Origin of the sequence: Mesorhizobium huakuii (assembly GCF_030160235.1) — a bacterium.
In the GTDB taxonomy this organism is placed as follows: domain Bacteria; phylum Pseudomonadota; class Alphaproteobacteria; order Rhizobiales; family Rhizobiaceae; genus Mesorhizobium; species Mesorhizobium huakuii.
The window spans coordinates 155666-168602 of the sequence record NZ_BSNY01000053.1; the positions used below are offsets into that span (position 1 = coordinate 155666).

Annotated in this window: 9 protein-coding genes and 1 tRNA gene; 7 read left to right on the top strand and 3 right to left on the bottom strand. The window is 64.4% G+C overall.

Annotated elements, in window-relative coordinates:
- The first annotated feature begins 66 nt into the window (after positions 1–66).
- Positions 67–1443 carry a TIGR03808 family TAT-translocated repetitive protein gene (locus QQK95_RS27420; RefSeq protein ID WP_284277541.1) on the top strand — a complete coding sequence of 459 codons (1377 nt, stop codon included), beginning with the start codon at positions 67–69 and terminating at the stop codon, positions 1441–1443.
- Here QQK95_RS27420 and QQK95_RS27425 read toward each other — a convergent pair.
- Together QQK95_RS27425 and QQK95_RS27430 are read right to left on the bottom strand one after the other, a co-directional pair.
- Positions 1436–2440 carry an asparaginase gene (locus QQK95_RS27425; protein ID WP_284277542.1) on the bottom strand — a complete coding sequence of 335 codons (1005 nt, stop codon included), beginning with the start codon at positions 2438–2440 and terminating at the stop codon, positions 1436–1438. The two genes, QQK95_RS27420 and QQK95_RS27425, sit on opposite strands and share 8 nt — an antisense overlap.
- A 125-nt stretch (positions 2441–2565) precedes the next feature.
- Positions 2566–3732 (bottom strand): acetyl-CoA acetyltransferase, encoded by a 1167-nt coding sequence (locus QQK95_RS27430; protein WP_284277543.1) that lies wholly within the window; start codon positions 3730–3732, stop codon positions 2566–2568.
- A gap of 344 nt (positions 3733–4076) precedes the next feature.
- Here QQK95_RS27430 and betI point away from each other — a divergent pair, with 344 nt between their 5' ends.
- The 5 genes from betI (at position 4077) to betB (ending at position 10382) form a co-directional block, all read left to right on the top strand.
- Complete coding sequence (gene betI, locus QQK95_RS27435; RefSeq protein ID WP_284277544.1) at positions 4077–4667, top strand: choline-binding transcriptional repressor BetI; 591 nt, start codon at positions 4077–4079, stop codon at positions 4665–4667.
- Positions 4664–6193 carry a choline-sulfatase gene (gene betC, locus QQK95_RS27440; RefSeq protein WP_284277545.1) on the top strand — a complete coding sequence of 510 codons (1530 nt, stop codon included), beginning with the start codon at positions 4664–4666 and terminating at the stop codon, positions 6191–6193. Before betI ends, betC begins: the two co-directional genes overlap by 4 nt.
- Complete coding sequence (locus QQK95_RS27445; protein ID WP_409371714.1) at positions 6193–7194, top strand: threonine/serine dehydratase; 1002 nt, start codon at positions 6193–6195, stop codon at positions 7192–7194. Before betC ends, QQK95_RS27445 begins: the two co-directional genes overlap by 1 nt.
- Complete coding sequence (gene betA / locus QQK95_RS27450; RefSeq protein ID WP_284277547.1) at positions 7187–8839, top strand: choline dehydrogenase; 1653 nt, start codon at positions 7187–7189, stop codon at positions 8837–8839. Before QQK95_RS27445 ends, betA begins: the two co-directional genes overlap by 8 nt.
- A 79-nt stretch (positions 8840–8918) precedes the next feature.
- On the top strand, positions 8919–10382 hold the full coding sequence (gene betB, locus QQK95_RS27455; RefSeq protein ID WP_284277548.1) for a betaine-aldehyde dehydrogenase: 1464 nt from the start codon (positions 8919–8921) through the stop codon (positions 10380–10382).
- 8 nt (positions 10383–10390) lie between these two features.
- Here the strand turns inward: betB and QQK95_RS27460 are convergent, their stop codons facing one another.
- A complete protein-coding gene (locus QQK95_RS27460; protein ID WP_284277549.1) occupies positions 10391–12631 on the bottom strand; it encodes a mannose-1-phosphate guanylyltransferase/mannose-6-phosphate isomerase in 2241 nt (746 codons plus the stop codon).
- A 180-nt stretch (positions 12632–12811) separates the two neighbouring features.
- Here QQK95_RS27460 and QQK95_RS27465 point away from each other — a divergent pair.
- Positions 12812–12888, top strand: a tRNA-Pro gene (locus QQK95_RS27465).
- Positions 12889–12937: the final 49 nt, after the last annotated feature.

Genomic DNA, 12937 nt, shown 5'->3' on the forward strand with positions numbered 1-12937 from the left:
GAAAAGGAACCCAACGTTTGGCACGATTCCTGCGAGATCAGGGTTGAACGCTGGGATTCTGTGCCGATGTTGAACAGACGAACGCTGCTAACCGGAACCGCCGGCTTTGCCGTTGTGGGCCTTGTGCTCGGCAAAGCGGCGGCCGCCGGCCTGACCGGTGTCGAAAAAGCCTCGATGCGCGGTTCCATCAATGCCACCGAACTCGGCGTGCAGCCCGGCACATTCGACGACCAGAGCAAGGCCTTTGCCAAGCTGCTTCGCGACGCAAACAGCCGGGATGTGCCAGTGTTCCTGCCGGCGGGCACCTATGTGGTGTCCAATCTCTCACTGCCCAGCCGCGTGCGTCTTTCCGGCGTGCCGGGTGCGACGCGGATCGTCTATGGCGGCGACGGCCATCTCTTCATGGCTGAACAAGCCGACCATATCGAGCTGAGCGGCCTGGTCTTCGACGGGTCGAACCGCTCGATGGGCGACTATGCGCAAGGGCTGCTCGATCTTCGGCGGGTCGGCCATCTCGTCGTCGACAACTGCCAGATAACCGGCAGCGGCAAGAACGGGCTGGCGCTGGAACATGCGGCAGGCCGCATCGAACGCTCCGACATATCGGGCGCGGCGGACGCCGGCATCTATTCGGTCGAGGCGGCTGGACTGGCTATATCAGGCAACACGGTCTCCGACTGTGCCAATGGCGGCATCCTCGTGCATCGCTGGCAGGCGGCCGAAGACGGCACCCTGGTGACCGGCAATCGTGTCGAACGCATCGGCGCGCGCAGCGGCGGGACCGGCCAGAACGGCAATGGCATCAACGCCTTCCGTGCCGGCAACGTCATCATTTCTGGCAATGTCGTCTCGGATTGCGCTTTCTCGGCGATCCGCGCCAACAGTTCCAGCAATCTGCAGATATCCGGCAATACCTGTTCGCGCTCGGGCGAGACCGCGGTCTATTCCGAATTTTCGTTCGAGGGTGCGGTCATCAGCAACAACATCGTCGATGGCGCGGCCAACGGCATCTCGATCGTCAACTTCAACGAAGGCGGCCGCATGGGTGTCTGCTCCGGCAACATCGTGCGCAACCTGTCGACCAGCGGCCCCTACACCGCCGATCCGCCCGGCTTCGGCGTCGGCATCGGCGTCGAGGCAGACACCATCGCGTCCAACAACGTCATCGAGAACGCACCGCTCTACGGCATGTCGATCGGCTGGGGGCCGTATCTGCGCAACGTCGTGGCCACCGGCAACATCATCCGCAAGGCAGGCACGGGCATCGTCGTCAGCGTGGTCGAGGGTGCGGGCACGGCCGTCATCTCCGACAACGTCATCGACGGCGCGCTGAAGGGCGCCGTCATCGGCCAGCGCTGGGCCGAGCCGGTGACGGCAGACCTCACCCAGCTAAGCAGCAGCGGCTTTGCGCATTTGACCGTCGAGCGCAACCGCGTCAGTTGAGGGCGGCAGTCGGCCTCAGCGAGCCTACCTTGGCTCCGATCCGGCTTTGGATCGGCGCGTTTGCCAGTTCGATGAGCTTCGCCGCCAGGGCCTCGTCCGCACGCAACAGCCTGGCGAGGACGGCGGCGACCATGGCTTCACTCGCGCGGTGGGCGCCATCATCGCATTTGAGCGCGATACCGAGACCAAGCTCCGGAATTGCGGCACAGTGGACACCTTCGGCGCCGCCTTTCGTAAATATACGCCCGGGTGCTGCTTCCATCAGCGCGACGTCTTCGCGGCCGGTACCGGCGACAAAGAACGGTTCTGCCATGCAGGCGGCCAGCAGCCGCTTTGCCGCCTTGGTCCGCTCGGGGCCGAAACCATTTTGCGTGGCCATGCGGGCAAAGCCCAGCGCGAAGCTCTTGAGCGGCACCGCATAGGTCGGGATCGAGCAGCCGTCGGTCGCCCGCTCATCGGCGCCATGGACAGCACCCGTGACCGACTGCATCGCGTCTCGTACCATCTCCTGCAAGGCGTGCCCCGCCTTGACGTAGCCATCGTGCGCAATGCCGGAGTGCACGCAGGTGCAGAGGAAACCGGAATGTTTGCCCGAGCAATTGTTATGAAGCGCGTTGGGTGAACCGCCGGCGCGGGCGAGTGCAAGCTCGGCGCCATGGTTCGAAGGCCAGTGCGCGCCGCATTCGAGCGCGGACCCGTCGAGCCCGGCCTTGGCCAGCATGGATCGCGCCAGTTCGACATGCTCCGGCTCGCCCGAATGCGAGGCGCAGGCCAGCGCGAGTTCGCGATTGCCAAAGCCATAGGCATCGGCAGCACCCGTTTCGACCAGTGGCAAGGCCTGGATGGCCTTGACCGCCGAACGCGGAAACACTGGTTTCGAGGTGTCGCCGATCTCCAGGACCGCTTTGCCGTCGGCATCGAAGACCGCGACGGCGCCGCGATGCGCGCTCTCGACGATCGCGCCGCGCAGAACCTCGACCAGAACCGGATTTGCCATGCCACCTCCCGCAGCGCATGACCTCGAAAATCGAATCGATTCTCGAGGTCATGCGCAAAATCAAAGTGCTACAGCGTCCTTTGCGCGCCCCAAAAGGCGCGCGGCGCTGTAATGTCGGGGGCGGTTTACCTGATCCGGTCGAGAATGGAAACGTAGTTGGCGACCGCGGCTCCACCCATGTTGAAGATGCCGCCAAGCTTCGCGCCCGGCACCTGGATGCCGCCGGCTTCGCCGACAAGCTGCATGGCGGTCAAGACATGCATGGAGACACCCGTGGCACCGATCGGATGGCCCTTGGCCTTCAGCCCCCCGGAGGGATTGACCGGCAGGCGGCCGTCCTTTGCCGTCGTGCCGTCCAGAGCCAGCTTGGCGCCCTCGCCCGGCCTGGCCAGGCCCATCGCCTCGTATTCGATCAGTTCGGCAATGGTGAAGCAGTCATGCGTCTCGACGAAGGAGAGATCGTCGAGCGTCACGCCGGCGTTCTTCAGCGCGCGGGTCCAGGCCTGCTCGCAGCCTTCGAAGGCCAGGATATCGCGCTTCGACATTGGCAGGAAATCCTGCACATGCTCGTTGGCGCGGAAGGCAACGGCGCGGCGCATCTTCAGCGCGGTTGCCGTGTCGGCAAGGATAAGGGCGGCGGCGCCGTCGGAGACCAGCGAGCAGTCCGTGCGCTTGAGAGGACCGGCGACGAAGGGGTTCTTCTCGCTCTCCTGCCGGCAGAATTCATAGCCGAAATCCTTGCGCATCTGCGCATAGGGATTGTCGACGCCGTTCTTGTGGTTCTTGGCGGCAATCATCGCCAGCGCGTCGGACTGGTCGCCATAGCGCTGGAAATAGGCCTGTGCGATCTTGCCGAAGACGCCCGCAAAGCCGGCCGGTGTCTCGCCGTCTTCAGGCAGATAGGACGCTTTCAGCAGGTTCTTGCCGATCTCGGGTCCCGGCGTCGTCGTCATCTGCTCGGCGCCGACCACCAGCACGATGCGGGCAGCGTTGGCGTCGATGGCACGGATGCCTTGCCGGACCGCCGCCGATCCCGTCGCGCAGGCATTCTCGACACGCGTCGCCGGCTTGAAGCGCAGCCGGTCGTCGGCCTGAAGCACCAGGCTCGCGGTGAAATCCTGCGCCGAGAAGCCGGCGTTGAAATGGCCAAGCACGATCTCGTCGACCTCGTCCGGCGCGATGCCGGCATGGTCGAGCGCATCCGTCGCGACCTTGACGATGAGGTTTTCGAGCGTCTCGCCCTCGAGCTTGCCGAAGCGCGAATGCGCCCAGCCGACGATGCATGCGGTCATGGCAATCTCCATCCTTGGGCGCCGCCAAAGCTGTGTTGGGTTTCAGATGATGCCGGCCTGCAAACGGCAGCTTTCTGCGCTTCCGGTGCTCACGGACTTGAATGTCCGCTCCACCCCGGTTTTCGAAAGCCATCGTTTTCGGCTCGGCCTCACCTGAAGCTCAACACACTTAGCATACCGGGCTCACGGCGCACTTCGCCTTTATTGTTCAAATGTAAACATTCTCTCTCGGACCGTGAAGGGCCGGAACGAGATAATCGCTTGGCACAGGTCACGCTCACGTCGATTTTTTGTTGATTGACGCGTCAATAAAAAATAACCTCTGCGAAAAAATCGGGAACAGCATGCCAAAAGTCGGAATGGAGCCACTGCGCCGCAAGGCGCTCATCGACGCGACGATCTCGGCGATCGGCGAGCGCGGCTCGCTCGACGTGACCATGTCCGAGATCGCAGGGCGCGCCGGTGTGTCTTCCGCACTTGCCCATCACTATTTCGGCGCCAAGGACGAACTGCTGTTCGCAACAATGCGGCACATCCTCGCCGAACTGACCATCGACATGCGCCGCGCCCTGCAATGCGCCAAGTCTCCGCGCGAACGCGTTTCCGCCGTGGTCGCCGTCAACTTCTCCGACATCCAGTTCCAGGCCGAAACCATCGCCGCCTGGCTTGCCTTCTATGTCGAGGCGCAGAAATCATCGGCCTTGCGCCGGCTGCTCAAAATCTATGCGCGGCGGCTGCATTCGAACCTGATGAGCGGGCTGACCGGCATCCTGCCCAGGGCCGAGGCCGACCGCGCCGCCGAAGCGACAGCGGCGATGATCGACGGGCTCTACATCAGGCGTGCGCTGAAGGATGGCGTGCCCAACGCAGCGACCGCGATCGCGCTGGTCGAGGACTATCTCGAAACCAAACTCGGCGAGCGGCAGAAACAGTGACAGCCAAGCGACCCAATTTCCTGATCGTCATGGTCGATCAGCTCAACGGGACTCTTTTTCCCGATGGGCCTGCCGCGTTTCTGCATGCGCCGCATCTGAAGGCACTCGCGGCGCGTTCGGCCCGATTCAGGAACAACTACACCGCCTCGCCGCTCTGCGCGCCGGGCCGCGCCTCGTTCATGAGCGGCCAGTTGCCGTCGCGCACCGAGGTCTATGACAACGCCGCCGAATTCGCCTCGTCGATCCCGACCTTTGCCCATCACCTGCGCGCCGACGGCTATCACACCGTGCTGTCGGGCAAGATGCATTTCGTCGGTCCAGACCAGTTGCACGGCTTCGAGGAACGGCTGACCACCGACATCTATCCCGCCGATTTCGGCTGGACGCCGGACTACCGCAAGCCCGGCGAGCGCATCGACTGGTGGTATCACAATCTGGGCTCAGTGACCGGCGCCGGCGTCGCCGAGATCTCGAACCAGATGGAATATGACGACGAGGTCGCCTTCCACGCGGTGCAAAAACTCTACGACTTCGCCCGCGTCTCCGACGATGCCACGCATCGGCCCTGGTGCCTGACGGTTTCCTTCACCCATCCGCACGATCCCTATGTGGCACGGAGGCAGTACTGGGATCTCTACGAGGATTGCCCGGCGCTCGAACCCGAAGAGGGCTTCATCCCCTATGACAGGCAGGACCCGCATTCGCAGCGGCTCTACAAGGCTTCCGACTACGACAGTTTCGACATCACGGCAGAACAGATCCGCCGCTCGCGGCGCGGCTATTTCGCCAACATCTCCTATCTCGACGACAAGGTCGGCGAACTGCTGTCGGTGCTCGAGCGCACGCGCATGCTCGACGACACGATCATCCTGTTCTGCTCGGACCACGGTGACATGCTCGGCGAGCGCGGCCTGTGGTTCAAGATGTGCTTCTTCGAGGGCTCGGCGCGGGTGCCGCTGATGATCGCCGGCAAGGGCATCCTAGCCGGCCTGATCGAGGCGCCGGTGTCCAATCTCGACGTGACACCGACGCTGTGCGATCTCGCCGGCATCGACATGAGCGCGATCGCGCCGTGGACCGACGGCCAATCACTGCTGCCTCTGCTGAACGGGAAGCCACGCACCGCGCCCGTGTTGATGGAGTATGCGGCCGAGGGCTCCAACGCGCCTTTGGTGGCGATCCGCGACGGCCGCTACAAGTTCGTCCACTGCGAGATCGATCCGCCGCAACTCTATGATATCGAAGCCGACCCGCATGAATTGAGCAATCTTGCCACTGATCCGGCGCATGCGGATCGTGTGACTGCTTTCATGGAAAAGGTGCGCGCACGCTGGGACATGGCGGCCTTCGATGCCGCCGTGCGCGCCAGCCAGGCGCGGCGCTGGGTGGTCTATCCCGCGCTGCGCAACGGCACCCACTACCCCTGGGAATTCCAGCCGCTGCAGAAGGCCTCGGAACGCTACATGCGCAACCACATGGATCTCAACGTGCTCGAAGAGCAGAAACGCTTTCCGCGAGGCGAATGATGGCAGGCCTTCTCGTCCCTTCGCTGGCTCATCTCAAACAGGCCTATGCCGTCACCTCCAGGGCGACGCAGATCACGCCGCTGCTGGAATCCACAGCACTTGCCCGGGAGACCGGCGCAGCGCGCGTGTTCATCAAGCCAGAATCGCTGCAATGGGCCGGATCCTTCAAGATACGCGGCGCCTATTGGCGGCTGAAGCGGCTTTCGGCCGACGAGGCGAAGAGGGGCGTCGTCGCCTATTCCTCCGGCAATTTCGCGCAAGGACTGGCGGCCGCCGGCCAGGCGCTCGGCATTCCCGTCACCATCGTCATGCCGATCGACGCGCCGGCCGCCAAGCGTGACGCGACGGCGGGCTATGGCGCGCGTGTCGTGCTGACCGACCATGGCGAGCGTGCGCGAGAAGAGGTCGCCGCCGCCAAGGCGCGCGAGATCGCCGAGACCGAGGGGCTGGCCCTGCTGCATCCCTTCGACGATCCGGAAATCGTCGCCGGCCAGGCTGGCGCCGGCCTTGAAGCGCTTGACCAGCTTGAGGCCAAGGACGCCAGCGCCGATCTGTTGTTCTGCTCGGTCGGAGGCGGCGGGCTGATCGGCGGCGTTTCGCTCGCCTTCCACTATCTGTCGCCGACGACGGAGATCATCGGCGTCGAGCCGGAAGGCTTCAACGGCATGGGCTCGTCGCTGGCGCATGGCAGCATCGAGACCATGCCGATCGGGCCGAAATCGATTTGCGACGGGCTGATGTCTCGACGGCCCGGTGACGCGCCGTTCGCGGCGGTCAAGACCGCCGGCGTTCGCGGCATCACCGTCGACGATCAATCGGTGCGGCGTGCCATGCGGATCGCCTTCGAGCGGATGAAGCTGGTGCTGGAGCCGTCCGGGGCTGCGTCGCTGGCGGCGCTGCTCGGCGGGAAAGTGGATGTGGCGGGTAAGACTGTCCTTGTTGTGGCTACCGGCGGCAATGTCTCGCTCGCCGATTTTATGGCGCATATGAACCATGCTTGAAGCGGATTTCGTCATCATCGGCTCCGGCTCGGCCGGCTCGGCCATGGCCTATCGCCTGTCGGAAGACGGCAAGCATTCGGTCATCGTCATCGAATTCGGCGGCAGCGATATCGGGCCACTGATCCAGATGCCGTCGGCGCTGTCGATCCCGCTCAACATGAGCCTCTACGACTGGGGCTTTGCCAGCGAGCCGGAGCCGCATCTCGGCGGCCGCGTGCTCGCGACGCCGCGCGGTAAGGTGATCGGCGGTTCGTCCTCGATCAACGGCATGGTCTATGTGCGCGGCCATGCCCGCGACTTCGACCATTGGGCCGACGAAGGTGCGACGGGTTGGGGCTTCGCCGACGTACTCCCCTACTTCAAGCGCATGGAAGACAATGACGGCGGCGAGGACGGCTGGCGCGGTCATGGCGGGCCGCTGCATGTGCAGCGTGGCTCGCGCAAAAATCCGCTCTACGGCGCCTTCGTCGAAGCGGGCCGCCAGGCCGGATTCGAACTGACCGACGACTACAACGGCTCGAAGCAGGAAGGTTTCGGGCCGATGGAACAGACCATCCGCGGCGGCCGCCGCTGGTCGGCGGCATCAGCCTATCTGAAGCCGGCGCTCAAGCGGAAAAACGTGAGTCTGGTCAAGGGCTTTGCCCGTCGGGTGATCATCGAGAATCAACGCGCCGTCGGCGTCGAGATCGAGGCTCACAAACAGATTCAGGTCGTTAAGGCGCGACGTGAGGTGATCGTCGCCGCCTCGTCCATCAATTCGCCCAAAATCCTGATGCTGTCCGGCATCGGCCCGGCCGAGCATTTGCGCGAAAACGGCATTGCCGTGGTCGCCGACCGGCCCGGCGTCGGCCGCAATCTGCAGGACCATATGGAGCTCTATATCCAGCAGGAATCGACCAAGCCGATCACGCTGAATTCCGTGCTGAACCCATTTTCCAAGGCGCTGATCGGGGCGCAATGGCTGTTCTTCAAGTCCGGCCTCGGCGCCACCAACCATTTCGAGGCGGCCGCCTTCGTGCGCTCGCGCGCCGGCGTCGATTATCCCGACATTCAGTACCATTTCATCCCGGCGGCTGTGCGCTATGACGGCAAGGCGGCGGCAAAATCGCACGGCTTCCAGGCGCATGTCGGGCCGATGCGGTCGAAGTCGCGTGGCGCGGTGACGCTGCGTTCGCCGGACCCGAAAGCAAAGCCGGTGATCCGCTTCAACTACATGTCGCATCCGGACGACTGGACGGAGTTCCGTCACTGCATCCGGCTGACCCGCGAGATCTTCGGCCAGTCGGCCTTCGACGCCTATCGCGGCCAGGAGATTTCGCCGGGCAGCCATGTGCAGTCGGACGACGAGCTCGACGTCTTCATCCGCGACCATGCCGAGAGCGCCTACCACCCCTGCGGCACCTGCAAGATGGGCCGCGCCGATGATTTGATGAGCGTTGTCGATCCGGAATGCCGGGTCATTGGCGTCGACGGGCTGCGGGTCGCCGATTCCTCGATCTTCCCGCGCGTCACCAACGGCAATCTCAACGCGCCGTCGATCATGACCGGCGAGAAGGCGTCCGACCATATCCTCGGCCGCACGCCGCTGGCGCCGTCCAACCAGGAGCCATGGATCAATCCGCGCTGGCAGCAGTCGGACAGATAGAGCATGATCCACCCGACAGATTGAGCCGTCCCTAGATCGAGCCGCCCATTGTTGGGGCGCAGACATTCGGAGACTACCCATGCGCGCCCAGCCCACGGCATCGCACTATGTCAACGGACGCTATATCGACGACGAGCAAGGCGCGCCGCTGCCGGTCATCTATCCGGCCACCGGCGAGACCATCGCCATGCTGCGCTCGGCGACGCCGAATGTGCTGGAGCTGGCGATCGAGGCCGCGCGCGCCGCGCAGCCGGCCTGGGCGCGGCTGAAGCCGGTCGAGCGCGGGCGCATCCTGCGCCGCGCCGCCGACATCCTGCGCGCCCGCAATGCCGACCTCGCCCGTATCGAGACGCTCGACACCGGCAAGGCGATCCAGGAAACGCTGGTGGCGGATGCACCATCGGCCGCGGACTGCCTTGAATATTTCGGCGGCGCGGTCGCCGCCTATAATGGCGAGGCCGTCGATCTCGGCGGGCCCTTCGCCTACACGCGGCGCGAGGCGCTCGGCGTCTGCGTCGGCATAGGCGCCTGGAACTATCCGATCCAGATCGCCGGTTGGAAGTCGGCGCCGGCGCTCGCCATGGGCAACGCCATGGTGTTCAAGCCGTCGGAAAACACGCCGCTTTCGGCACTGGCGCTGGCCGAAATCTACAGCGAGGCCGGTCTGCCCGACGGGCTGTTCAACGTCGTGCAGGGCTATGGCGACGTGGGCGCGGGCCTCGTCGGCCACGATGTGGTCGCCAAGGTTTCGGTGACCGGCTCGGTGCCGACCGGGCGCAAGGTGCTGTCGCTTGCCGGTTCGAAGATGAAGCACGCGACGATGGAGCTCGGCGGCAAGTCGCCACTGATCGTCTTCGACGATGCCGACATCGAAAACGCCATTGGCGGCGCCATGCTCGGCAATTTCTACTCCACCGGCCAGATCTGTTCGAACGGCACGCGGGTCTTCGTGCAGAGCGGCATTCATGACCGCTTCGTCGAGCGTCTGGTCGAGCGGACGAAGAAAATCCGCATCGGCGACCCGCTCGATCCCGAAACGCAGATGGGACCGCTGGTCTCCAAGGCGCAGCATGAGAAGGTGGTCGGCTATATCGCGGTCGGCAAGCAGGATGGCGCTGTTCTCGCCTGCGGTGGCAATGTGCCGTCGCTGCAAGGTTTCGACGGCGGCTTCTTCGTCGAGCCGACGGTGTTCACCGGTGTCACCGACACCATGCGCATCGCCCGCGAGGAGATTTTCGGACCGGTCATGAGCGTGCTGAAATTCGACGGCGAGGACGAGGTGATCGACCGCGCCAACGACACCGAATTCGGACTTGCCGCCGGCGTCTTCACGCGCGACCTGCCGCGCGCCCATCGCGTCATCGCCGAACTGCAGGCCGGCACCTGCTGGATCAACGCCTACAATCTGACACCGGTGGAAATCCCCTTCGGCGGCTTCAAGCAGTCCGGCATCGGCCGCGAGAATTCGCTGGCGGCGCTGGCGCTCTACTCGCAGCTGAAGTCGATCTATGTCGAAACGGGGGACGTCGCGAGCCCCTACTGAGCCGAGCTCTAGACCGCCTCCCCCGCCGTCCCATCCAGATACTGTGTCAACGCGCAGACGAGGTGATAAAAGATGCTGGCCGGCACATCCGACGCCAGCGAGCGGCCGCGCTCGTCGATGCGGTCGATCCAGAGGCCGAGCGGCGCCGGGTCGATGTGCCAGCGGAACAGCCGGCCGACACGGGCCTCGATCTCGGGCTTGAGGTCGGGACCGCCTGAGCCGTCCAGCGCGATCGCCGCCTTGATGGCTTCGGCCTGCGGCCAGCTGCGCGATATCAGGTCGAGCGGCAGGCCCTGCCTGGAGACGGCGCCATAGGCAAGGCCGGTGGCCCGGTTCAGGCCATTGGCGATGGCTGAGGCATAGAGTTTCCTGGCGAAGCCGCTCAGTTCGGCCTGGCCGCTGCGTCCGGCGAAATCGACCAGGAGCGAAGCCCATTCGAAGTGATGACCTGGCTCGGTCCAGCCCCCTTTATCGCCCGCGGCCGGTTTCCATTCGGCATCGAAATATTCGCCGAGCGTCCAGCTCTCGGGGTCGAAGAAATGGCTGCGGAAGAGGTCGATGATGCGAGCCGCGCGGCGCAGATGGGCGCGCTCGCCGGTCGCCTGATACCAGGCGAGAAAGGCCTCCAGCAAATGCATGTGCGGGTTTGAGCGCCGCTCACCCTTTCCGTCCGATGTTTCGAGGAAGCCGGTCATGCGGTGATCCTCGAGATGGGCATCGAGGAAGGCGAAGGTTTCCTCGCCGAGCCGCAAGGCATCGGGATTGCCTGACATATGCGCATGCGCCAGCGCCAAGAGCACGCAGGAATGATCGTAGGCGTCTTCCGTGGCGTCAGCGACAGCGCCGTCGACATTCAGCATGCGCACCCAACCGCCCCGTTCGGTGCGGCCCTTCGCCGCCATGAAGCCGATGCCATGCGCGATCAGCCGCTCGGCCGGGCCAGTCCAGCCGCGCTCCTTGGCCACCGCGAAGGCATAGACCTGACGGGCCTGCGTGCGCATGCGCTTCGGCTTCATCAGCGGGGAGCCGTCGAAGCCAAGCGCTTCATGGAACCCGCCATGGCGCTCGTCGACGCCCGCTGTCGACCACAGCGGCAAGGTTTCCTGGAACAGCCAGTGGTGCACACGCCGCCGCCAGGCGCCGCTTTCGATGACGCGGTCATGCGCCGGCGTGAACCTCGTCTCCAGCCGGCCCGATTTCTCGAGCTGCTCGACCACCTTCTTGACATGTTGGCTGTGGCTGACCGGAGCGACGAACGTCGCATCGGCGGTCGAGACGATGGCGACATCCTTCATGCCAATTGCCGACAAGAGGCGCCCATCGCTGCGGATGTAGGAGTTCTCGCAATCGATGGCGACGACATCGCCGACGATGACATTGCCCTGGTCATCGGCGGGGCCGACATCGAGCAGCGACTGCCAGGAGCCGAGATCGTTCCAGCGGAAGCCGGCGGGCACCATCGCGATGTCCCTCGCCCGCTCCATGATGGCATAGTCGATCGAATTCGACGGGATGGCCGCGTAGAGATCGAGCGGCATATAGAGGCCGGACAGATCCGACGTCGCCGCCTTGTAGGCGGCTTCGGTGGTCCGCCAGATGTCGGGCTCGAAGGCGGCGAAGGCGTCGCGCATGGCAGCGGCGCGAAACAGAAAGATGCCGGTGTTCCAATAGAAGTTTCCGGCTTCGAGATAGCCTTGCGCGGTCGCGAAGTCCGGCTTTTCGACGAAGCGCGAAACATCTGATACCCCGCCCTTCTCGGCGGAGACCTCGATATAGCCATAGCCGGTTTCGGGCTGTGTCGGCTTTATGCCGAACACCACGAGCCGGCCGGCGCGCGCCGCCTCGGCGCCTGCCTCGACGCTCTGCCAGAACTGCCCTGCCGTCGATATTTCGTGGTCCGACGGCACCACCAAAACCAGGCTGTCACCGAATTCGGACAAGGTGCGCAGCGTTGCAAGGGCCACCGCCGCGGCGGTGTTGCGCCCCGTGGGCTCGAACAGCGGACCGCCGCCTGCAAGATCGAGGCCGGCGAGATCGGCATGGACGCGGTCGGCGTGGCGCTCCGAAGCGATCAGGAAGATCGGCGTTTGACCGTCGGGCCTTGCCGCCAGGCGGCGCAAGGTCTTGGCCAGCATGGAGCCATCACCCGAAAAATCGTGAAACTGCTTCGGATTGTCCTCGCGCGAGAGCGGCCAGAGCCGCGAGCCGACGCCGCCGCTCATGACAAAACTGACGATGCGCTGACTCATTCGGGTCTCGTGTACAGAAGGCTATGGTGCCCGGTTGCTAGCACACAAGCCCTAAGCGGTGTTAGTCCGATCGGGTGTGCGCCGCGATGCCAGCCATACGTGTGGCGAAATGCGACAGAAGTGCTGCCATTGGCGCTTGCAGGAATGAAGTGTGGCGGCTATAAGCCCGCCGACTGGTCACGGAGTGTAGCGCAGTCTGGTAGCGCACCTCGTTCGGGACGAGGGGGTCGCAGGTTCAAATCCTGCCACTCCGACCAGAAAAAACAGATACTTAAATATCTGTTTCTCCCGATGCCCCACAGATTG

What these genes read in the sequence shown, in the direction of transcription:
- QQK95_RS27460 (WP_284277549.1), bottom strand. Translation starts at nt 12,631, where the DNA reads ATGAGTCAGCGCATCGTCAGTTTTGTCATGAGCGGCGGCGTCGGCTCG.
- QQK95_RS27445 (WP_409371714.1), top strand. Translation starts at nt 6,193, where the DNA reads ATGGCAGGCCTTCTCGTCCCTTCGCTGGCTCATCTCAAACAGGCCTAT.
- betB (WP_284277548.1), top strand. Translation starts at nt 8,919, where the DNA reads ATGCGCGCCCAGCCCACGGCATCGCACTATGTCAACGGACGCTATATC.
- QQK95_RS27425 (WP_284277542.1), bottom strand. Translation starts at nt 2,440, where the DNA reads ATGGCAAATCCGGTTCTGGTCGAGGTTCTGCGCGGCGCGATCGTCGAG.
- QQK95_RS27430 (WP_284277543.1), bottom strand. Translation starts at nt 3,732, where the DNA reads ATGACCGCATGCATCGTCGGCTGGGCGCATTCGCGCTTCGGCAAGCTC.
- QQK95_RS27420 (WP_284277541.1), top strand. Translation starts at nt 67, where the DNA reads ATGTTGAACAGACGAACGCTGCTAACCGGAACCGCCGGCTTTGCCGTT.
- betA (WP_284277547.1), top strand. Translation starts at nt 7,187, where the DNA reads ATGCTTGAAGCGGATTTCGTCATCATCGGCTCCGGCTCGGCCGGCTCG.
- betI (WP_284277544.1), top strand. Translation starts at nt 4,077, where the DNA reads ATGCCAAAAGTCGGAATGGAGCCACTGCGCCGCAAGGCGCTCATCGAC.